This is a genomic window from Rhodococcus sp. IEGM 1241 (assembly GCF_033142365.1).
Taxonomy (GTDB): domain Bacteria; phylum Actinomycetota; class Actinomycetes; order Mycobacteriales; family Mycobacteriaceae; genus Rhodococcus_F; species Rhodococcus_F erythropolis.
Genome location: NZ_JAWLSE010000002.1, coordinates 1,016,147 through 1,035,621, shown reverse-complemented (window position 1 = coordinate 1,035,621; position 19,475 = coordinate 1,016,147). Strand labels below are relative to the sequence as shown.

Genomic DNA, 19,475 nt, shown 5'->3' with positions numbered 1-19,475 from the left:
CACGAGAGGACTAGCTTCGCGATGACGACAGTCGAGGTACCGCACAGCTCGCGATCGGCGGTACTCACCGTGTCCGGAGTCATCGAAGAGACTTCCGACGCCCGGTCGCTGGTGTTCGAGATTCCCGCAGAACTGAAGGACAAGTTCGACTACAAGCCAGGTCAATTCCTGACCCTGCGCATCCCGAGTGATCAGACCGGCTCGGTCGCACGCTGCTACTCGCTGGCCAGTTCACCCTTCACCGACGACGCCCCCAAGGTGACCGTCAAGCGAACCGTCGACGGCTACGGCTCCAACTGGTTGTGCGACAAGCTCCAGGTCGGCGACACCATCGAAGTGCTGCCGCCGTCAGGTGTCTTCACGCCCAAGTCGCTCGATCACGACTTCCTGCTCTTCGGTGCAGGCAGCGGAATCACTCCGGTGATCTCGATCCTCAAGTCCGCCCTCACGCAGGGCAGCGGCAACGTCGTGCTGATCTACGCGAACCGCGACGAGAAGTCCGTCATCTTCGGCGCCGAACTTCGCGAATTGGCAGCGCAACACCCCGGCCGCCTCACCGTTGTCCACTGGATCGAAACCGTGCAGGGACTCCCCGCCGTCTCACAGTTGGCGACACTGGCCAAGCCATTTGTCGCGTACGAGGCCTTCATGTGCGGTCCAGGCCCCTTCATGGACGCCGTCCACAAGGCACTGGCAGAGGCCGGCATGCCCCGCACGCAGGTTCACGCCGAGGTCTTCAATTCACTCGCGGGTGACCCGTTCCGTGACGTCGAGGTAGCCGAGGTCTCCGACGAGGAAGCAGCCGACGCCGCAACCGTCGAGGTCGAACTGGACGGTGAAACCCACACCCTCGTCTGGCCGCGCAAGCAGACGCTCGTCGACATCATGCTCGCCAAGGGCCTCGACGTGCCGTACTCCTGCCAGGAAGGCGAGTGCGGGTCGTGTGCCTGCACCGTCACCGAAGGCGAAGTTCAGATGGACAACTCCGAAATCCTCGACGCCGAGGACGTGGCGAACGGCTACATCCTCGGTTGCCAGGCGAAGCCGATCACCGATCACCTGAAGATCGAGTTCTGAACCCTGCTTCGATGCATGACGGCCCCTGATTCCCTGCGGAATCGGGGGCTTCGTCATGTTCGGAGTCTCCCGAGTCCCGCCGCGAAACCCACGCAGGCGCCGTTGTGGGCAACCGCCACAGGGCAAGAATCAGTACGAGGGTCACGATCAGGAAACCCTCACGAAGGACCAACCCGAACGGCAGCAGGAGCGGTGACGTCTCGATGAACTGCTGTCCCATACTCGGCCCGCAGTAGACGATGGCCAACCCCAGAGCGGCCGCACCGAACTGCAGCGGCGATCGAAGCCGAAAGAGAACCGTGACGGCAGCAGGCACGAGATACACCCAGTGGTGAATCCAGCTGATCGGCGAAAGAATCGGCGCGCTCAATCCGATCACCAACGCCGCATCGACCGCTCGCCCGACGCGATAGACATCTCGGGCGATCCATAGCGCTACCCCCGCGCACAGCACGGTCGACGGCATCGCCAGAGACGCTGTCCATGGGCCCAGCGCGGCAAGTCCGCCCTGCAGCGAACTGTTGCCGGCACTCGCGATCGCCTGCCCGCTCAAATCCACCCGGTCGCTGAGGTTCCAGACTACGTCCGACCAGAAGGTCCAGCTGACGGCCGGGTCCACCACTGCTGCGACGGCGGTCGCCGCGGCAAATCCGATCGAACTCCAGATCGCGAGTCGCCACTGCTTCGTGACGACGAAGTAGACGATGAAGAGAGCCGGAGTCAGCTTGATCGCGGCCGCGACGCCGATCAGCAGTCCTCGCGGAAACCACCGGCCGAATCTCGAATCCTCTCGGCGAGTCACATCGAGCAGTACGAGCGCCATCAGCACCAAGTTCACCTGGCCGAATGAGATGTGCGCACTGACGATGGGAGTCACCGACACGGCCAGGACCAATGCCGCCATGACGAGCGGCCGCTTGGGGACGCGAGCGGGAGTGAACCTCGCAACCGTCCACACCAACGCCGCGATGCACAATCCCGACCACAGCAGATAGGCAGTCCACCAGTCGAAGAGGACAGTCGGCCAGAGGAAGATCACCGCGAACGGGGTGTAGGTGAACGGCATACCCTCGTCGACGATCAACGGGCCGGACAGATTGCCCTCGTAGATGTTCGATCCCGCTGCGAACGCCTGGGCAGCGTAGCGGTAGACGAGAAAATCAACGGGTTCGACGGCTCGAACGGAGTACACGAGATAACACAGAGCTGCGACGCCGGCAGCGATCAGTGAACCGATCGTCACAATTCGAGACGCCTCGACACGGGTGGCGGGCATACCGAGAATCGTCCCACAACCTACCGAGCGGTACTTCGCTAGCGGGCCGCCCGGAAGTGCGCTCGCTCGTCTGCGGTCAGGTGTTCGCACGCGTAGCTCAGTGCCGTGCGTCCCATGTCTGCTGCATTCGTCGCGAGGAAACCGGTCAACAAATCCCGGTCCACCCGCTTGCCCACCTCGCGGAGCATCCAGCCCATCGCTTTCTGGGTCAGGTCTCGTCGATCACCCAGCACCCGCGCGGCAAGCTCGAGCGTGGTCGACCCGTCGCCGCGAGTGATGAATCCGTACGTCGTCAGCAGCGCCACCCGTCGTCGCCACAGGTCACCCGAATCGGAAAGCTCGAAGATCAGCCGGCGATCTCGGTCGTACAGCCAGCCGCCGAGGATCTGTCCGGCGGACGAATCCACGAGATCCCAATTGTTCACCCGCCCGTCCTCGACAGCGCTGAGATAGAAGTCGGCGATGCGGGAGCGACTCTCGTCGTCGAAAAATTTTGGGCGACTGACCTTTTCGAATCGAGCAACAAGGATCAACAGACCGGCCAAGCGATGCTCGTGGACGTCGCTGTCGAGAAGGAGGCGTACCTGAGGCAACTCGAGACCGACATGCTTCTTCACCACCGAACGCGTCTTCGGTACTCGCACGCCGATGAAGACGTCACCCTCTCCGTACTCCCCCGGCGCTGTCTTGAAGAACTTCTGTAGCTGGACGGCATCCGCGGGATCCGCGAGGTCGGCCAACTGTTCGATCACGTCCTGGGCACTCGATTGCGTCACCCCAGAACCTTCTCACGGGTCGTCTGTGCGGACTCTTCGATTCTCTCAGCGTCCTCACACCGTGTGCCCTGCTCGGCCACAGGTCGGCAGACGACACTCGAGGACAGTCAGTGAAAGGACCACCCATGATCACCGCCGCTATCGCATTCACCACTCTCACCCTCATGGCACTCTCGGGACATATCGCGGCCAGCGCTCCGCGCGGGCTCGTGGCAATCCGGACGAATAGTCACAAATCTTGATATTCGAGCCGCCACATCGCCTCTAACTGCAACGCGAATGCAATTGGCGGAGAGTTGATCTCGATCTGCCGCGGGCGTGTACTACAGGTGGACACACTCTCGTCTTTGGAGGTCTCGTCATGAAGTCGTGGAATCGAATGCAAGATGCCGTCGCGGTGGTTCTCGGCGTCTTTGCGGCTCTCTCGCCGATGTGGCTCGACACCACCGATCGGGCAATGTGGTCACTCGTCGTCCTGGGTGTCCTGGTTGCACTGTCGGGTCTGGCGCACATGGCACGTCCGGACATGGCCATGGCGGATTACGCGATGGGCGTTTTCGGCGTCTTGATGTTCATTTCACCCTGGGTCATGAGCTTCGACGCTCTACGCGGTGCGTCGTGGACGGCCTGGGTGGTCGGGGTCCTGACCGTTGTGGTCGCGGTGAGTGCGATGCCGGTGATGAGTGCGCGGATGCATCACGGGGGTCACGGCGGCGTAGCCGCACATTGACGGAGCGGCGTAGCCGCACATTGACGGAGCGGCGTAGCCGCCCATTGACAGAGCGGAGTAGCTGCCCGTTGATGAATGGCTGAATACAGGTTGGATCAGGCTTTGATCGCGCCCAACAACCGCCCGGCGTCGAAGGCTTCGGCGCTGGGCGGTAGCGCGCCCGGACGACCACTCACGAAAACCTCGACGGTTCCCGATCCTTCACCCGCGTCACCGAGCCCGTCGATCCGCCGCAGGGTCTGTCGTGCAACGGCTTCGGCACTGTCGAAGAGTGTGACGCCGGCGGGTAGCCGCGCTGCGATTTCGTCCGCGAGCAGTGGGTAGTGCGTGCAGCCGAGGACAACGCCGTTGACGTCGTCCGGCGTCCGGGCCACTGCGGATTCGATGGCTGCAAGTGCGGCTGCACGATCACCGAGGTCTATCGAATCGGCCAGGCCGTGGCACGGCACCCCGACGACTTTGGCGCCGTTGCCGAACTGTTCGATCAGATCGGCTTGGTACCGGCTGGCAGTCGTCGCGGCGGTAGCCCAGATCGCCACTGAATCGCACGCGGCGGCCGCGGGCTTGATCGCGGGCACCGTTCCGATGACCGGCACACCCGGTCCGACCAGTTCACGGACGTGTGGGAGAGCGGTGACGCTCGCGGTATTGCATGGAAGAACGATGACCTGAGCCCCACGATCGAGGCTCCGGCGCACCGCACCGAGTACCCGGTCGACGACCCACTCCTCGGGCTTGGGCCCCCAGGGGGCGCCGTCCGGATCGAGGGACAGCACAAGATCGAGATCCGGGCGCAGGCGTCTGAGCCACGCAGAGGTAGGGAGCAGGCCCAGTCCCGAGTCGATGAGTGCAACGATCACCGCACAAATCTATCGTCTCGGAACCGGTCCTGCCTCATCCGTTCAGGCCGGTGTGGACTCCAACACGTCCGAGATGGGCGTGCCGGCTGCGATCTTCGCGCGCATCTTCATCACAGCTCCCGCGCTACCGCCGCCGACGACAGCTGCCAGCACACCGTCGCGCTCGTAGTAGGCGACGAACTTTCGGCCGTCGTCCTTCACGATGTGAACGGTGTCCGTGGGTGCGACGGTCCCCAATGCCTGGATCTTGACGTCGTACTGATCGCTCCAGAAGTACGGAACCTGCGCCGGCGCATCCGGATCACCCGTTCCGGTGATCGCTCCCGCCAGGATCTTGGCCTGGTCCCCAGCATTGGTCCAGTGTTCGACACGCTTGCGTCGATCTCCGATCTGCCAGGACGCGACGTCGCCGACCGCCCAGACGTGTTCGGTGCTGGTGCGGCCGACGCCGTCGCAGAGCACTCCGTTGTCGAGTTCGATCCCCGAACCGTCGAGCCATTCCGTGACCGGCACCGAACCGACTCCGATCGCGACCACGTCGACCGGGATTTCCGAACCGTCACTCAAGGTCGCAGCGGCAACCGCTCCGTCGCCGGACAACGAGGTCAAGCCCGTACCGACTCGGACGTCGATGCCCTCGTTCCGATGCAGACGTTCGACGAGGGCGCCGACGGTGGGGCCGAGCACCGACGCCAGCGGCGTCGGCTGGGGTTCGAGCAACACGACGTCGACGCCGTGAGACTTCATGCTCGCGGCCAGTTCGCAGCCGATGAAGCCGGCCCCGACGATCAGCGCACGCTTACCGGGAGCAAGGTCGGCGCGGAGGGCCAACGCTTCCTCGATGGAGCGCAGAACGTGCACTCCGGACAACTCCGGAAGGCCGGCGATGCGGCGCGGAGTCAGTCCGGTCGCGATGACCAACTCGTCGTAGTCCAGGGTGGATCCGTCGGCGAACGCCACCGACTTGGCGACCGTGTCCACCGAGGTTGCCGGCGAACCGAGCTTGAGATCGACCTTGTTCTCGACGTAGAACTCGGCCGGACGCAAGGTCGTCTCGTCCTTGTCGCCGCGGATCACTTCCTTCGACAACGGAGGCCTGTCGTAGGGCAGATGCGTTTCCCCACCCGCGAGCGTCAATTCACCTTCGAAACCCGCTCGTCGCAGTTCCTCGACGGTCCGCAGTCCCGACAAACCCGCACCCACGATCACTATCCGTGCCACCACGTACCACCCTGTCCGACCCACGTCACTTGCAGCGCTCACTATGAACGCCGTCACTATTTGCCTCCGACTCTGCCATACCAAATGCCGGAGTAGGTGTGGTGCATCCCGCATGGTCACCTACCAGTCACTACAGTTGGAGGTACTTCAGACGCACGCACTGACACATGAGCAGGGAGCCCCCATGACCAGCGATTCCAGTGAAAAGAACAGCGTCCGATTCGGCGCCGACGGTGGCGCGGAACTAGTCAGCACCCAGGGTAAGACGATCATCGCCGACGCCGTGGTCGCCAAGATCGCCGGTATCGCGACCCGCGAGATCAACGGCGTGTACGACGTCGGCGGGGGCACAGCGCGTGCGGTGGGGGCACTTCGCGACCGCATACCGGGCGCCCGCGTCAACCATGCCCAGGGCGTGGCGGTGGAGGTAGGCGAGAAACAAGCCGCCATCGACATCGGCATTGTCGCCGAGTACGGCGTCGCACTCCACGAACTGGCGGTAGGTATCCGCCGCAACGTCATTGCCGCAGTGGAAAGCATGACGGGTCTCGAGGTCACCGAGGTCAACATCACCGTCTTCGACGTCATGCTCTTCGAGGATGCAGAGAGCGGCGGCAGTACCGATCCGGAAGCCAAGCCGAGGGTTCAGTGAGTACCGCCGACGCCGGCCGCGAGATCGACGCGGCCGAGGTAGTCGCCGACGCGGTTCTTGCCATCCCGGAAGTGGCAGATCTGCACGGAGGACAGTTCGGCGAAGTGGGAACCTACCTCCCCGGACGCCGCATCACCGGCGTCGTCGTCGACGAAAACTCCTGTGCTGTACACATTTCCGTTCACTATCCGGCAGACGTTCGCAGCGTCGCCGAACGCGTACGAGCGGTGGTGGCGAGATTGGTCGACGTACCGGTGAACGTGACCGTCGGCGACCTGTCGACAGCGGGATATCTACCCGTTGATGCCGAAAATGCAGTCACCGAGCCTGCCACCGTCACAGACATTGCACCGAACATTCGAGAAGGGAACTGACATGAACAGCACCACCGTCGGACTGCTGGTCGGTCTGCTCCTCGCACTCGCCGGAATCATGGGTGGGTTCAGCGGTTTCGTCTTCGCAGTCCTGCTCGGCGCCGCCGGTATGGCGATCGGAGCACACCGCGACGGACATCTCGACCTCGGCGCGATCCTCCGAAGCCGTGGCCGTGGCTGAGCCGTCCGATCCCAGCGCAGCGGACGATCCTGGTCTACGCGGCTCCTTGGTCATCAAGGACCGTGCGATGGCCAAGATCGCCACGGCCGCAGCGGTGAACGTCCCGGGGGTGGTCCGCCAGTCCGGTGGCTTGACTCGCCTGACAGGACGCGACCTTCCGCGAGCCGACATCTCGATGGGTAGCGACGCCGTCGCCATCAATCTCTTCCTCGCCGTGTCCTGGCCGTGTTCGGTCACCGAGTTGACCGGCCGGGTGCGAACGGAAGTCGGACGCAGCGTCGAATCGCTGACCGGGCTTCCACTCCACGACATGAACGTGATGATCGCGGCAACCGAGGGTTCTGACGACTCCTGTGTTTCCGGCGTCGAGATCGCGGAGGGCCCGGCACAGCAGGCACTCTCGGATCCGATTCCGCCGCGTGTCCCCTCTGCGAACCCGGCGGCCGCAGTTTCGGCCGTCGTCATCGCGTGTGGTCTACTCGCACTCGCCTTCGTCGTCTCGCGCGAATGGTTCATCAACCGTGGAACTTTCGAATCGGCACCCTGGATCCGAAACTCCGTGGAGTGGACGTCTCGTCTGCACTGGCAACCGTGGCTACTTCCGGTGGCAATCGCTGCCGTTGTCGCGGGTGTTGTCCTGATAATGTCGGCGATCAAACGCCGTGCGAAAACCCATGTCCCACTCGGGAACCCGAGCGCATCGACGGTGTGGATGCGGCCGACTGACATTGCACGTCTGTGCAGTAGCCACGCAGCGGTCGTTCCCGGCGTCGGCTCGGCTCACACCAGCGTCGACCGTAAACACGTCAAGGTCCACATCGAATCGACCGGTGGCGATCGAGCTGAACTTGCCGCAGCCGTCGACGCGGCGGTTCGGCCTCATCTCGCGATACTGCAGCGGCCACTGCAACTTTCGGTTGTCGTGCGAGAAACTGTAGTACGACGAAAGGACGCCTCGTGAACCGTTGGATCTCCGTGGTCGATCGGATCATCGTCCTCATCGTCGGAATCGCACTCCTCGCGGCGGGCGCATACGCCATCGCGTGGGACGCGGGCGCGTCGCTGATTCGAACCTGGGTGTCACGCCTCGATCGGGAGGTCCTCTTCGGCCTTCCGGAGGAGCCGTGGTGGCACTGGGTACTGTCGGGCACCTTCGTCCTCTGTGTCTTCGCCGGTTTCGGGCTGTTGTACCTGAACCTTCGCCGGCGCCGTACAAGCGCAGTCACATTGCGGCACAACGAATCCGGTACCGACGTCAGCGTGGATCTCGGACCCGTCGCAGACGGCGTAGCGGCCGAGCTCGCTCAGCTGACCGGCGTGCGGAGCACCAAGAGCAAAGCGACGGTCGATCGCGGATTGCCGACGCTGTCGATTGTCGTCACTGCAGATCCGTCGATCGACGTCGCCGGATTCACCGCTTCGGCCGAACGTATCGCCGGCGCAACCAGGCGCAGCCTCGACGGCTCAACCGTCGCAGTACAGGTTCTGCTGCACCTCGACCGGGTGGAAGCCAACAAGTAAGCAAGAACCACGCAGGCACCCGATCACCGAACACTCGATCACAGGCCAACCGATGGAAGACACAGAAAAGGCGCTCACTCCCCGAAGGGAATGAGCGCCTTTTTCAGTGCTGTGAATCAGCTAGCGAGACAAGAGTCTCACTTGATGATCTTGGCAACCTTGCCGGCGCCGACCGTACGGCCGCCTTCGCGAATTGCGAAGCGCAGGCCCTCGTCCATGGCGACAGGCTGGATCAGCTTGACGGACATCTCGGTGTTGTCACCGGGCATGACCATCTCGGTGCCCTCAGGCAGCGTCACGACGCCCGTAACGTCCGTGGTACGGAAGTAGAACTGCGGGCGGTAGTTGTTGAAGAACGGGGTGTGGCGGCCGCCCTCGTCCTTCGACAGGATGTATGCCTGGCCCTCGAACTCCGTGTGGGGAGTCGTGGTGCCCGGCTTGACGACAACCTGTCCACGCTCGACATCTTCGCGCTTGATGCCACGAACGAGCAGTCCGACGTTGTCGCCGGCCTGGCCCGAGTCGAGCAGCTTGCGGAACATCTCGATACCCGTGACCGTGGTCTTGGTCGAGGTTTCCTTGATGCCGACGATCTCGACCTCTTCGTTGACGTTGACAACGCCACGCTCGATACGACCGGTGACAACGGTGCCACGGCCGGTGATCGTGAAGACGTCCTCGACGGGCATGAGGAAGGGCTTCTCGGTCTCACGAATCGGGTCCGGGATGGACTCGTCGACAGCAGCCATCAGGTCGAGAATGGACTGCGTCCACTTCGGGTCACCCTCGAGTGCCTTGAGTGCCGAGATCGGAATGACGGGGGCTTCCTCGTCGAATTCCTGAGCGGCCAGCAGTTCGCGGACCTCCATCTCGACGAGCTCGAGGATCTCGTCGTCGTCAACCATGTCGGCCTTGTTCAGGGCGACGAGGATGTAAGGAACGCCAACCTGGCGAGCGAGCAGGACATGCTCGCGCGTCTGGGGCATCGGGCCGTCGGTAGCTGCGACGACGAGGATAGCGCCGTCCATCTGAGCTGCGCCGGTGATCATGTTCTTGATGTAGTCGGCGTGACCCGGTGCATCGACGTGCGCGTAGTGGCGCTTTTCCGTCTGGTACTCAACATGCGAGATGTTGATCGTGATGCCACGAGCCTTTTCCTCGGGAGCCTTGTCGATCTGATCGAAGGCCGAAGCCTCGTTCAGGTCGGGGAATGCATCCGCGAGAACCTTGGTGATGGCCGCCGTCGTCGTGGTCTTGCCGTGGTCGACGTGACCAATGGTGCCGATGTTCACGTGCGGCTTCGTCCGCTCGAACTTCGCCTTCGCCACTTTGTGTCCTCCTGGACTGTTGTTGCTTGCCGTATGCAGCAGTGCGGTTGGTTGTTACTAGGTCGTGCTTCGTGCCGGAAGAAACCGAGGTTACTTGCCGGCGCGGGCTGGGGAGCTCGCTGTGCTTACTCGCCCGTCGCCTTGGCGATGATTTCCTTCGAGACGTTCGCGGGAACCTCTGCGTAGGAATCGAACACCATGGAGAAGTTCGCTCGGCCCTGGGTCTTCGACCGCAGGTCACCGATGTAACCGAACATCTCCGAGAGCGGAACCAGCGCCTTCACGACACGGGCACCACTGCGTTCCTCCATGGCCTGGATCTGGCCACGGCGGGAGTTGAGGTCGCCGATCACGTCGCCCATGTACTCCTCGGGCGTTGTGACCTCGACAGCCATGAGCGGCTCGAGAATGACGGGGCCGGCCTTGCGGGCGGCTTCCTTCAGTGCCTGCGAACCGGCAACCTTGAACGCCATTTCCGAGGAGTCGACGTCGTGGTAAGCACCATCGAGCAGCGACAGCTTCAGGTTCACGAGCGGGTAGCCGGCGAGAACACCGTACTGCATCGCGTCCTGCGCACCGGCATCCACGGAGGGGATGTACTCGCGCGGGATACGTCCGCCGGAGACCTTGTTCTCGAACTCGTAGGTAGCACCGTCTTCGCCCACGAAAGGCTCCAGAGCGATGATGACCTTTGCGAACTGGCCCGAGCCACCCGTCTGCTTCTTGTGGGTGTAGTCGTGCTTCTCGACCTTCTTGGTGATGGTCTCGCGGTACGCAACCTGCGGCTTACCGACGTTCGCCTCGACCTTGAACTCGCGACGCATGCGGTCGACGAGGATGTCGAGGTGGAGCTCGCCCATACCGCCGATGACGGTCTGACCGGTCTCTTCGTCGAGTTCGACCGAGAAGGTCGGGTCCTCTTCGGCGAGCTTCTGGATCGCGACGCCCAGCTTTTCCTGGTCGGACTTGGTCTTGGGCTCGATGGAGACCTGGATGACCGGCGCGGGGAACGACATCGACTCGAGGACGATGGGGCTCGCCTGATCGCACAAGGTGTCACCGGTGGTGGTGTCCTTGAGGCCGATCATTGCGTAGATGTGGCCGGCTACGGCCTCGTCTACCGGGTTCTCCTTGTTGGCGTGCATCTGGAAGAGCTTTCCGATGCGCTCCTTCTTGCCCTTGGTTGCGTTGAGCACCTGAGCACCCGGATCGATACGACCCGAGTACACGCGGACGAAGGTCAGCTTGCCGAAGAACGGGTGAGCAGCGATCTTGAAGGCGAGAGCCGAGAACGGCTCGTCCTTGCTCGGCTTGCGAGTGATCTCTACTTCTTCGTCACCGAGCTTGTGGCCGATGACCTCGCCGATGTCCAGCGGGTTCGGAAGGTAGTCGATGACAGCGTCGAGCATGGGCTGAACGCCCTTGTTCTTGAACGCGGAGCCACAGAGAACCGGGTACAGCTCGGAGGCGACCGTCATCTTGCGGATGGCGCCCTTGATCTCCTCGATGGTGAGCTCTTCGCCGCCGAAGTACTTCTCCATGAGAGCTTCGTCGGACTCTGCAACCGTCTCGAGCAGCTTCTCGCGGTACTCGGCAGCCTTCTCGACGAGATCCGCGGGGATCTCCTCGATGGTCGGAGCGGTTCCCGTCGGGACCACGCCGCGCCAGGTGATGGCCTTCATCTCGACCAGGTCGACGACGCCGTCGAAGTCGTCCTCAGCGCCGATGGGCAGCTGGAGAACGAGCGGCTTCGCGCCCAAGCGGTCGATGATGGTCTGGACTGTGAAGTAGAAGTCCGCGCCCATCTTGTCCATCTTGTTGACGAAGCAGATGCGCGGAACGTCGTACTTGGCAGCCTGACGCCAAACCTGCTCGGACTGCGGCTCGACACCCTCTTTACCGTCGAAGACAGCAACTGCGCCGTCGAGCACGCGCAGCGACCGCTCCACCTCGACCGTGAAGTCGACGTGGCCGGGGGTGTCGATGATGTTGATCTGGTTGTTGTTCCAGAAGCAAGTCACGGCGGCAGACGTGATCGTGATGCCGCGTTCCTTCTCCTGCTCCATCCAGTCCGTCGTCGACGCACCGTCGTGCGTCTCACCGATCTTGTAATTGACACCGGTGTAGAACAGGATGCGCTCGGTGGTGGTGGTCTTGCCGGCATCGATGTGCGCCATGATGCCGATGTTGCGGACCTTGTTCAGGTCAGTCAGCACTTCCTGTGCCACAGGTTTCTTCCCCGCTCGTTGCTTGGTTTTCGGGTGTCGGCCTTATCGGTGTGTTCCACCGTCAGGGCCATGGTCTTTCAATTATGTCTCTGCCGAGGCGAACCTGGCCACCTGCGTCCGGAATCCGTCGCGATGATCAGGCCGCCAACGGCGACAAGCGTCGGAGCCCCACCCGATGGCAGTTGCTCCGACGCTTTACATCACCAGCGGTAGTGGGCGAATGCCTTGTTGGCTTCGGCCATCTTGTGAGTGTCTTCGCGACGCTTCACAGCTGCACCGAGGCCATTGCTGGCATCGAGGAGCTCGTTGGCGAGACGCTCGACCATGGTCTTCTCACGACGTGCACGCGAGAAGGTGACCAGCCAGCGCAGTGCCAGCGTGGTGGAACGACCGGGGCGAACCTCGACCGGCACCTGGTAGGTAGCGCCACCGACGCGGCGGCTACGAACCTCGAGTGCAGGCTTGACGTTGTCCAGGGCGCGCTTGAGGGTGACGACCGGATCGGTGCCGGTCTTCTCGCGTGCCTGCTCGAGAGCCTGGTACACGATTCGCTCTGCGGTGGACTTCTTGCCGTCCAGCAGGATCTTGTTGACGAGCTGCGTCACCAACGGGGAACCGTAAACCGGGTCGTTGATGAGCGGGCGCTTCGGAGCGGGGCCCTTACGTGGCATTAGCTCTTCTCCTTCTTGGCGCCGTAGCGGCTGCGTGCCTGCTTGCGACCCTTGACACCCTGGGTGTCGAGGGAGCCGCGGATGATCTTGTAACGGACACCCGGGAGGTCCTTCACACGACCGCCACGGACGAGCACCATGGAGTGCTCCTGAAGGTTGTGACCTTCACCGGGGATGTACGCGGTGACCTCGACCGAAGTCGTGAGGCGAACACGTGCGACCTTACGGAGCGCGGAGTTCGGCTTCTTGGGGGTGGTGGTGTACACGCGAGTGCACACGCCACGACGCTGCGGGCTGCCCTTGAGGGCTGCCGTCTTGACCTTGGCGGTCTTGTCGCGGCGACCCTTGCGGACCAGCTGGTTGATGGTTGGCATTTACCGGCTTTCTTGTGACGAACAGACTGCTCGAGCGAACTCGGGCCGTTCGAAAACGTGGCTGTTCTGAAATTAGGGATCTAGCAGTTGGAGCAAGAGAGCTGCTGCTCCTCACCCACCTCAGAGTCTGTACTCAGCACTTTCATGCCGCGCACTGCCCCCGAGGTCGGGCGTGTCGCATACCCCCACACAGGCAGCCGGATGCTCGTTCATCAGCAGTTTCTGCTCGAACGCGCGCACGGCAATACCTAGCTAGGCACACAGATCGGCCCGGGCATGCCGGACACGACCCATAACGATACCTGTCGGCGCGCCACGAGGTCAAAGCGAGGCCACGGTGATAGTGACCTCACGCTCTGACCAGAGACTCTGGCTGCACACTCAGACCACGCAGCCGGACCGGTCGCGATCAGATGCTGCGGTTCAACGTCAACGCGCCGAGCTTTGCCGCAGCCTCGCACGGATCCGCGCCGCCTTGCGGCTCGGTGACCCACCAACCGAACACTCCCCCGGCCGGTGCGCTCGCGCTCACCCCGCAGCTCTGCGGATCGGCCGGCTGGCGAACCTGGTACCCGCCACTGCCGTTGATGTCGATTTTCGCCACCACGTATCCCAGGTGCTCGAATGCAGCGCGCTCGTGATCGAGGGTGCCCGTCTCGAACCAGTTGAAGGTGATCTTGATCGGACCCGCGGCTCCGATGCCGTCCCAACGGCAGATAGCGCCGAAGAACCCACGCCCGACGGCGTCGGCACCCACTGCGCCGGCGATCTGCTCGTCGGTGACGGCTTCGCATTCTTGGAGGACGTTCGCGAATTCCTGGCTGTCACTACCGCCGTAGCTGCCCTCCGCACGAGGAGTCCCGGTGACCACGGAGCCGCACCCCGTGAGTAGAACCAGCGACCCCGCCAAGGCGAGCCCGATCCTTACGCGCTTCACGGCGCCCTCGAACTTCACTGTGCCCTCGAAACTGTTTTTTCCATCAGATCCCGCGCCACCGTGCATGGATCCGCGGTCGGTGGCAGCAAACCGTAGGTGATCGACCAGTGCACGAAGTCTCCGCCGAACGCGATACCCAACTCGCACAACGAACCTGCCGTGGACGCGATGAAGCCCTGGTGTCCACCGATCGTGATGTCGTCGGCAGGACGTCCGAGCAGGTCGGACCCGGCCCGTTCGCGGCCGATCGGGCTACCGCGGTACCAGGAGAAACTGACGCTCGGGCCGTTCGAACCGGCGACTTCCCACTGGCAACCGACGCCGTTGCGCGTCGTCGTCGCAAAAGCGCCGAGATTGAAGGCGTTGACAACTTCCTCGTCGGTCACCGAGCCGCATTCGGCGAACATCGGGCCCGGATCCGTAGGTGCGAGTGCCTGCGAACCCGCACCGTCGCCCGGCTGATCGACGGACCCGTCGCCGGAGCTGCAGCCGACCACGGCCGAGAGCACGGCAGCCGAGACCAATACCGAAGTCCCGATCGAAGTGAGAGTGCGTGCGGCCATGGAGCCGACTGTACTTCTCGGTGGCCCCCGACACACGCCACGTGCGCGTCGAGAGCACCGGCGCCGGCCCCGCCGCTACCGATTCAGGGAGTTGCCACCGGTACCCGAACAAGCGTGGAATCCAATTGCGCCGCCCACTGTTTGACCACCTCGGTGCGTCGGCGCGAGTCGTCTGTCAAGACATCAGCCAGCCCCAGCCCGCGGGCCAGGTCCAGGGTCGCCTGTACCAAGCGGTGCGTCACCGGGTCGGAGTCGTCGACACCCAGACTCTCGACGGCCATGCGGTGCGCGATGCGCCCGAATCGTTCCTCGAGGGGCAGTACGCGGGCACGCAGGTCGGGGTCGGAGGCAGCGGCCGTCCACACCTGCAGCGCTGCTTTGAACAGAGTCCCGGTGTAGTACTCCACCAACCGCGAAATGATCGCCTCGGTTCGTCCGGCACCCACCGGAAGGTCGGTCGATTCCTTTCGTGCCTGATCCATCCGGGCGTCGAACATCACCTCGAGCGCCGCGGTGATGAGGTCCTCGCGGGTCGGGAAGTGATGCTGCATGGCGCCTCTGGACACCCCGGCACGCTGCGCGACGACGCTCATCGTCGTTGCGCTCCACCCGAGTTCGGCGAGACACTCCACAGTCACTTCGAGCAGGTGGGAGCGCGTGACTCGACTTCGGTCCTGCTTGGGCTCTCGAGTCATCGCGCCGCCATCCCTTCTACTTCTGTGTTCCAGCGCTTCTGTGTCCCAGCTGCGCAGTTTCTACTGCGCCCAGGCCGCTGGACGCTTCTGCAAGAAAGACATCATGCCCTCACGAGCCTCGTCAGAGGAAAACAGCCGAGCCGACTGCGCGATCATCTCCTCGCCGTCCCGGTCGAATCCAGCCAGGACCGAACGCGTCGTGATCCACTTCGATTCGGCAAGTCCCTGCGGTGAACATTGGCGCAAGGTGCCGAGCAGTTCGGTGATCGACTCCTCCGTGTCCTGCGACGCGGAGGTGACGAGTCCGATGGATTCGGCCTCGTGCTGGCCGAACTTCTCGCCGGTGAGCAGATAGCGGCTCGCAGATCGCTGGTCGAGCCTCGGTAGGACCGTGAGCGAGATGATGGACGCCGCCAAACCCAACCGTGATTCCGTCACCGCGAAGGTGCTCGCCGGTCCGGCGACGACGATGTCGCACGCCCCGACAAGACCCATGCCTCCGGCCCGGACGTGACCGTCGATCCGCCCGATCACCGGCTTGGGAAGCTCGAGAATGCTGCGCAAGAGTGTCAGCATCCCCCGTCCTCGCTCCTTGACGGCGTCCTCCGGTGATGCGGACGAACCGGAGGCCTCACTGAGATCGGCTCCCGCACAGAATGTTCCACCGGTGTGGGTGAGTACCACCGCTCGAACTGCCGGATCGGCGGCAGCCGACGTCAACCCAGCCTGCAACTCCGTGACCAACCGCGTCGAAATCGCGTTGCGGTTGTGGGGTGAGTCGAGAGTGATCGTGGCAGCACCGCCCGATACTTCGTACCGTACGTATGGCTTGTCCTGATCCGTCATGAGTCGCCTCTTCCTAGTAGGACCGTGGCAGACCGAGGGAATGCTGTGAGACGAAGTTGAGGATCATCTCGCGGCTCACCGGCGCGACGCGGGCGATACGAGCCGCACCGAGCATGGCGGCCAGTCCGTATTCCTTCGTCAGTCCTGCGCCGCCATGCGTCTGGATCGCCTGATCGAGCGCCTTGATGCTGGCTTCGGCGGCGGCGTACTTTGCCATGTTCGCGGCTTCGGCAGCACCGAAATCGTCACCGCTGTCGTAGAGCACCGCGGCCTTCTGCATCATCAGCTTGGCGAGCTCGAGTTCGATCTTCACCTGCGCGAGTGGATGCGAAATACCTTGGTGCGCACCGATCGGCGTCTTCCACACCGTGCGCTCGTTGGCGAACTTCACTGCGGCGTTCAGGGCGTAACGGCCCATGCCGATGGCCATCGACGCACCCAGGATGCGCTCGGGGTTGAGGCCGGCGAACAACTGCATCAAGGCGGCATCGGCTTCGCCGACCAGAGCGTCGGCCGGCAGACGGACGTCGTCGAGGAAGAGGATGAACTGGTGGTCCGGCTCGATGATGTCCATCTCCATCTGCGTCTTCACGAATCCGGGAGAATCCGTGGGGACGATGAACAGAGCAGGCTTGAGCTTGCCCGTCTTGGAGTCCTCGGTCCGCGCAACGACGAGGACCGCGTCAGCCTGATCGACACCCGAGATGTAGATCTTGTTGCCGCTCAGGATCCAGTCGTCGCCATCCCTGCGTGCCGTCGTGGTGATCTGATGAGAGTTGGAACCAGCGTCGGCCTCGGTGATTCCGAACGCCATGATCTTGGAGCCGTCGGCGAGGCTGGGTAGCCACTGCTGCTTCTGCTCCGCCGTGCCGTACTTGCCGATGATGGTGCCGCAGATGGCCGGGGATACGACAACCAGGAGCAGACCGGCACCCTGCGCCGCCAATTCCTCCTGCACCAGCGCGAGTTCGTAGATGCCTGCACCGCCGCCGCCGTATTCCTCAGGCAGGTTGACGCCCAGGAATCCGAGTTTGCCCGCCTCGTTCCACAATTCGGTGAGCGGCTCCCCCTTTCGCGCCTTGGGCAGCACGTAGTCGACGTAGTTGAAGCGCTCACCCAGTTTGGAAACGGATGCCCGCAGTTCCTTCTGCTCTTCGGTTTCGATGAAACTCATCATGCTTCCTCTTCTGTAGCGGGTTCTTCCACACGTGCGAGTACCGATCCGACCTCGACCTGCTGGCCGACGGCGACCGGAAGTTCCACCAGGACACCGGCAGTCGGCGCGGTGACGGTGTGTTCCATCTTCATGGCCTCCAGCCACAGAATCGGCTGGCCGGCGGTGACGGTGTCACCGAGTGCGGCACCGAGGCGGATGACCGATCCCGGCATCGGAGCGAGCAACGAACCGGCGGCGACTTCTGCCGACGGATCCACGAAGCGCGGTGCTGCCGTCAACGCGACGGGTCCGAGCGAGGAGTCGACAAAAATCTCACTCCCGTAGGCCGCAACGTCGAACGAGCGCTGTACTCCGCTCTGCTCGAGCACTACCCGGGTCGCAGTTGCCGATACCAGGCGCACGTCGTCGAAGCCTTCTGCACTCAGCACGCCGCTTCGGCTCAGGGAGTAGCGGACGTCGTAGTCGCCCGACGCAGTGGAATAGCTCTTGCTCTGCGGCTGCGACGGGAGGTTGCGCCACCCGCTGGGCAAGCGGCCGATGACGCGGGCCGACGCCCGGTTGTGCGCGGCATCGGCAAGTGCCGCCGCCAGCGCCGAGAGTCTTTCGGCGGCGGTATCGGCCAAGGGCGTAGACAGCTTCTCGAGGTCGTGAGTCTCGAAGAAGGCAGTGTCGGTGTCTCCGGCAATGAAGGCGGGGTGGGCCAGGACGTTGACGAGCAGGTCGCGGTTGGTGCGCAGGCCGTGAATCCTGGTGCGCGCCAGCGTCGATGCGAGCAGCCGGGCAGCTGCGGTCCGCGTCGGCGCGTACGAGATGACCTTGGCCAACATCGGGTCGTAGTGGACGCCGACAACACTGCCGTCGACGACGCCGGAGTCGAGGCGAACGCCCTGCTCACGCAGAACACTGAATTCTTGCGGGTCACCGGGCAACTCGATGTGGTGGACGGTTCCGCTCTGCGGCTGCCAGTTCTTGGCGGGGTCCTCGGCGTACAGGCGCACTTCGATCGAATGCCCCCGGATCTCCGGCTGTTCGTCCGGAAGTGCTTCACCTGAAGCGACCTGCAATTGGAGTTCCACCAGATCGAGTCCAGTGGTGCACTCGGTGACCGGATGCTCCACCTGCAAACGCGTGTTCATTTCCAGGAAGAAGAAGTCGCCTTTTTCGTCAGCCAGGAATTCAACGGTTCCTGCGCCTTCGTAACCGATGGCGTTGGCGGCGAGCCGCGAGGCGTCGAACAGCTTGTCGCGCATGGCGGGGATGCGTTGCACGAGCGGCGACGGTGCCTCTTCGACCACCTTCTGATGCCGACGCTGGATCGAGCACTCGCGCTCCCCCACCGCCCACACCGCACCGTGGCGGTCGGCCATGACCTGAACCTCGATGTGCCGACCGGTCTCGAGGTACCGCTCACAGAAGACTGTCGGGTCGCCGAAAGCGGACTGCGCCTCACGCCGCGCCGCTTCCAGTTCGCCGTCCAGCGCCGACAATTCACGAACGACACGCATTCCGCGTCCGCCGCCGCCCGCCGACGCCTTGATCAGCACCGGCAGATGAGCCTCGGTCACCGCGGCGGGATCGAGTTCGGAGAGCACCGGCACTCCGGCGGCGTCCATGATCTTCTTGGACTCGACCTTCGACCCCATGAGCTCGATGGATTCGACGGGCGGGCCGATCCACGTCAGTCCCGCGTCGATGACGCTGCGCGCGAACTCCGCGTTCTCGGAGAGGAATCCGTATCCGGGGTGAATCGCGTCGGCGCCCGAAGCCTTGGCGGCGGCGATGACGAGCTCACCCCGCAAGTAGGTCTCGGCGGGCGTGTTACCCGGCAGGCGAACCGAAGCATCGGCTTCGGCGACGTGCGGGCTGTCGGCATCTGCGTCGGAAAATACCGCGACCGTGCCGATTCCGTTCTTGCGGCAGGTTGCAAAGACACGGCGGGCGATTTCGCCACGATTGGCGACCAGTACTGAAGTGATTGTCACGGCGTG

Annotated in this window: 21 protein-coding genes; 7 read left to right on the top strand and 14 right to left on the bottom strand. The window is 63.5% G+C overall.

What is annotated here, in order from left to right; genetic code table 11:
* Nucleotides 1–21: 21 nt before the first annotated feature.
* Complete coding sequence (locus tag R4P70_RS14620; protein ID WP_003941851.1) at nucleotides 22–1,077, top strand: ferredoxin--NADP reductase; 1,056 nt, start codon at nucleotides 22–24, stop codon at nucleotides 1,075–1,077.
* On the opposite strand, the gene R4P70_RS14615 is transcribed toward R4P70_RS14620, so the two are convergent.
* Complete coding sequence (locus tag R4P70_RS14615; protein ID WP_042921009.1) at nucleotides 1,049–2,353, bottom strand: glycosyltransferase 87 family protein; 1,305 nt, start codon at nucleotides 2,351–2,353, stop codon at nucleotides 1,049–1,051. The genes R4P70_RS14620 and R4P70_RS14615 overlap by 29 nt on opposite strands.
* Nucleotides 2,354–2,391: 38 nt before the next feature.
* Entirely contained in the window at nucleotides 2,392–3,129 is a 738-nt protein-coding gene (locus tag R4P70_RS14610; RefSeq protein WP_042921012.1) for a DNA alkylation repair protein, read from the bottom strand.
* A gap of 361 nt (nucleotides 3,130–3,490) precedes the next feature.
* On the opposite strand from R4P70_RS14610, the gene R4P70_RS14605 reads away from it, so the two are divergent.
* Entirely contained in the window at nucleotides 3,491–3,859 is a 369-nt protein-coding gene (locus R4P70_RS14605; protein WP_003941901.1) for an SPW repeat protein, read from the top strand.
* Between the two features lie 95 nt (nucleotides 3,860–3,954).
* On the opposite strand, the gene R4P70_RS14600 is transcribed toward R4P70_RS14605, so the two are convergent.
* A complete protein-coding gene (locus R4P70_RS14600; protein WP_042921015.1) occupies nucleotides 3,955–4,719 on the bottom strand; it encodes a glutamate racemase in 765 nt (254 codons plus the stop codon).
* Nucleotides 4,720–4,761: 42 nt separating this feature from the next.
* Complete coding sequence (locus R4P70_RS14595; protein WP_228232526.1) at nucleotides 4,762–5,940, bottom strand: NAD(P)/FAD-dependent oxidoreductase; 1,179 nt, start codon at nucleotides 5,938–5,940, stop codon at nucleotides 4,762–4,764.
* Between the two features lie 184 nt (nucleotides 5,941–6,124).
* Between R4P70_RS14595 and R4P70_RS14590 the strand changes: the two genes are divergently transcribed.
* From R4P70_RS14590 to R4P70_RS14570, 5 genes are read left to right on the top strand one after another with little or no spacing between them, the layout of a single operon-like run.
* Nucleotides 6,125–6,592, top strand: coding sequence for an Asp23/Gls24 family envelope stress response protein (locus tag R4P70_RS14590; RefSeq protein ID WP_003941912.1), 468 nt, complete (start codon nucleotides 6,125–6,127; stop codon nucleotides 6,590–6,592).
* On the top strand, nucleotides 6,589–6,966 hold the full coding sequence (locus R4P70_RS14585) for a hypothetical protein (protein ID WP_042453130.1): 378 nt from the start codon (nucleotides 6,589–6,591) through the stop codon (nucleotides 6,964–6,966). Before R4P70_RS14590 ends, R4P70_RS14585 begins: the two co-directional genes overlap by 4 nt.
* Before the next feature lies 1 nt (nucleotide 6,967).
* The gene (locus R4P70_RS14580; protein WP_003942043.1) at nucleotides 6,968–7,147 is read left to right on the top strand and encodes a hypothetical protein; all 180 of its coding nucleotides are present in this window, start codon (nucleotides 6,968–6,970) and stop codon (nucleotides 7,145–7,147) included.
* Nucleotides 7,134–8,108, top strand: a complete 975-nt coding sequence (locus R4P70_RS14575; RefSeq protein WP_007728390.1) for an Asp23/Gls24 family envelope stress response protein — start codon at nucleotides 7,134–7,136, stop codon at nucleotides 8,106–8,108. The genes R4P70_RS14580 and R4P70_RS14575 overlap by 14 nt, the downstream gene beginning before the upstream one ends.
* Entirely contained in the window at nucleotides 8,105–8,668 is a 564-nt protein-coding gene (locus R4P70_RS14570; RefSeq protein ID WP_042921019.1) for a hypothetical protein, read from the top strand. Before R4P70_RS14575 ends, R4P70_RS14570 begins: the two co-directional genes overlap by 4 nt.
* A 137-nt stretch (nucleotides 8,669–8,805) precedes the next feature.
* On the opposite strand, the gene tuf is transcribed toward R4P70_RS14570, so the two are convergent.
* The 10 genes from tuf to R4P70_RS14520 all read right to left on the bottom strand — a co-directional run bounded on the left by tuf (nucleotide 8,806) and on the right by R4P70_RS14520 (nucleotide 19,469).
* A complete protein-coding gene (gene tuf / locus R4P70_RS14565; RefSeq protein ID WP_003941926.1) occupies nucleotides 8,806–9,996 on the bottom strand; it encodes an elongation factor Tu in 1,191 nt (396 codons plus the stop codon).
* Nucleotides 9,997–10,121: 125 nt separating this feature from the next.
* Entirely contained in the window at nucleotides 10,122–12,224 is a 2,103-nt protein-coding gene (gene fusA / locus R4P70_RS14560) for an elongation factor G (protein WP_007728394.1), read from the bottom strand.
* Nucleotides 12,225–12,424: 200 nt separating this feature from the next.
* Nucleotides 12,425–12,895 (bottom strand): 30S ribosomal protein S7, encoded by a 471-nt coding sequence (rpsG, locus tag R4P70_RS14555; protein ID WP_003941856.1) that lies wholly within the window; start codon nucleotides 12,893–12,895, stop codon nucleotides 12,425–12,427.
* Nucleotides 12,895–13,269 carry a 30S ribosomal protein S12 gene (gene rpsL, locus R4P70_RS14550; RefSeq protein ID WP_003941908.1) on the bottom strand — a complete coding sequence of 125 codons (375 nt, stop codon included), beginning with the start codon at nucleotides 13,267–13,269 and terminating at the stop codon, nucleotides 12,895–12,897. Before rpsL ends, rpsG begins: the two co-directional genes overlap by 1 nt.
* 409 nt (nucleotides 13,270–13,678) lie before the next feature.
* The gene (locus R4P70_RS14545) at nucleotides 13,679–14,224 is read right to left on the bottom strand and encodes a DUF3558 domain-containing protein (protein ID WP_042453122.1); all 546 of its coding nucleotides are present in this window, start codon (nucleotides 14,222–14,224) and stop codon (nucleotides 13,679–13,681) included.
* Nucleotides 14,221–14,769: a DUF3558 domain-containing protein gene (locus R4P70_RS14540; protein WP_003941874.1), complete on the bottom strand. Its 549-nt coding sequence runs from the start codon at nucleotides 14,767–14,769 to the stop codon at nucleotides 14,221–14,223. The genes R4P70_RS14545 and R4P70_RS14540 overlap by 4 nt, the downstream gene beginning before the upstream one ends.
* An 83-nt stretch (nucleotides 14,770–14,852) precedes the next feature.
* Nucleotides 14,853–15,464, bottom strand: coding sequence for a TetR/AcrR family transcriptional regulator (locus tag R4P70_RS14535; RefSeq protein ID WP_003942008.1), 612 nt, complete (start codon nucleotides 15,462–15,464; stop codon nucleotides 14,853–14,855).
* Nucleotides 15,465–15,524: 60 nt separating this feature from the next.
* Nucleotides 15,525–16,310 carry an enoyl-CoA hydratase family protein gene (locus R4P70_RS14530; RefSeq protein WP_007728400.1) on the bottom strand — a complete coding sequence of 262 codons (786 nt, stop codon included), beginning with the start codon at nucleotides 16,308–16,310 and terminating at the stop codon, nucleotides 15,525–15,527.
* Between the two features lie 13 nt (nucleotides 16,311–16,323).
* Complete coding sequence (locus tag R4P70_RS14525; RefSeq protein ID WP_003942033.1) at nucleotides 16,324–17,484, bottom strand: acyl-CoA dehydrogenase family protein; 1,161 nt, start codon at nucleotides 17,482–17,484, stop codon at nucleotides 16,324–16,326.
* Entirely contained in the window at nucleotides 17,484–19,469 is a 1,986-nt protein-coding gene (locus tag R4P70_RS14520) for an acetyl/propionyl/methylcrotonyl-CoA carboxylase subunit alpha (protein ID WP_193595479.1), read from the bottom strand. Before R4P70_RS14520 ends, R4P70_RS14525 begins: the two co-directional genes overlap by 1 nt.
* Between the last annotated feature and the right edge of the window lie 6 nt (nucleotides 19,470–19,475).

Bases quoted from the DNA above. Each gene is read 5' to 3' on its own strand.
- R4P70_RS14620 (WP_003941851.1), top strand. From the start codon at position 22: ATGACGACAGTCGAGGTACCGCACAGCTCGCGATCGGCGGTACTCACC.
- R4P70_RS14615 (WP_042921009.1), bottom strand. From the start codon at position 2,353: ATGCCCGCCACCCGTGTCGAGGCGTCTCGAATTGTGACGATCGGTTCA.
- R4P70_RS14605 (WP_003941901.1), top strand. From the start codon at position 3,491: ATGAAGTCGTGGAATCGAATGCAAGATGCCGTCGCGGTGGTTCTCGGC.
- R4P70_RS14590 (WP_003941912.1), top strand. From the start codon at position 6,125: ATGACCAGCGATTCCAGTGAAAAGAACAGCGTCCGATTCGGCGCCGAC.
- R4P70_RS14580 (WP_003942043.1), top strand. From the start codon at position 6,968: ATGAACAGCACCACCGTCGGACTGCTGGTCGGTCTGCTCCTCGCACTC.
- rpsG (WP_003941856.1), bottom strand. From the start codon at position 12,895: ATGCCACGTAAGGGCCCCGCTCCGAAGCGCCCGCTCATCAACGACCCG.
- rpsL (WP_003941908.1), bottom strand. From the start codon at position 13,269: ATGCCAACCATCAACCAGCTGGTCCGCAAGGGTCGCCGCGACAAGACC.
- R4P70_RS14540 (WP_003941874.1), bottom strand. From the start codon at position 14,769: ATGGCCGCACGCACTCTCACTTCGATCGGGACTTCGGTATTGGTCTCG.
- R4P70_RS14535 (WP_003942008.1), bottom strand. From the start codon at position 15,464: ATGACTCGAGAGCCCAAGCAGGACCGAAGTCGAGTCACGCGCTCCCAC.
- R4P70_RS14530 (WP_007728400.1), bottom strand. From the start codon at position 16,310: ATGACGGATCAGGACAAGCCATACGTACGGTACGAAGTATCGGGCGGT.
- R4P70_RS14525 (WP_003942033.1), bottom strand. From the start codon at position 17,484: ATGAGTTTCATCGAAACCGAAGAGCAGAAGGAACTGCGGGCATCCGTT.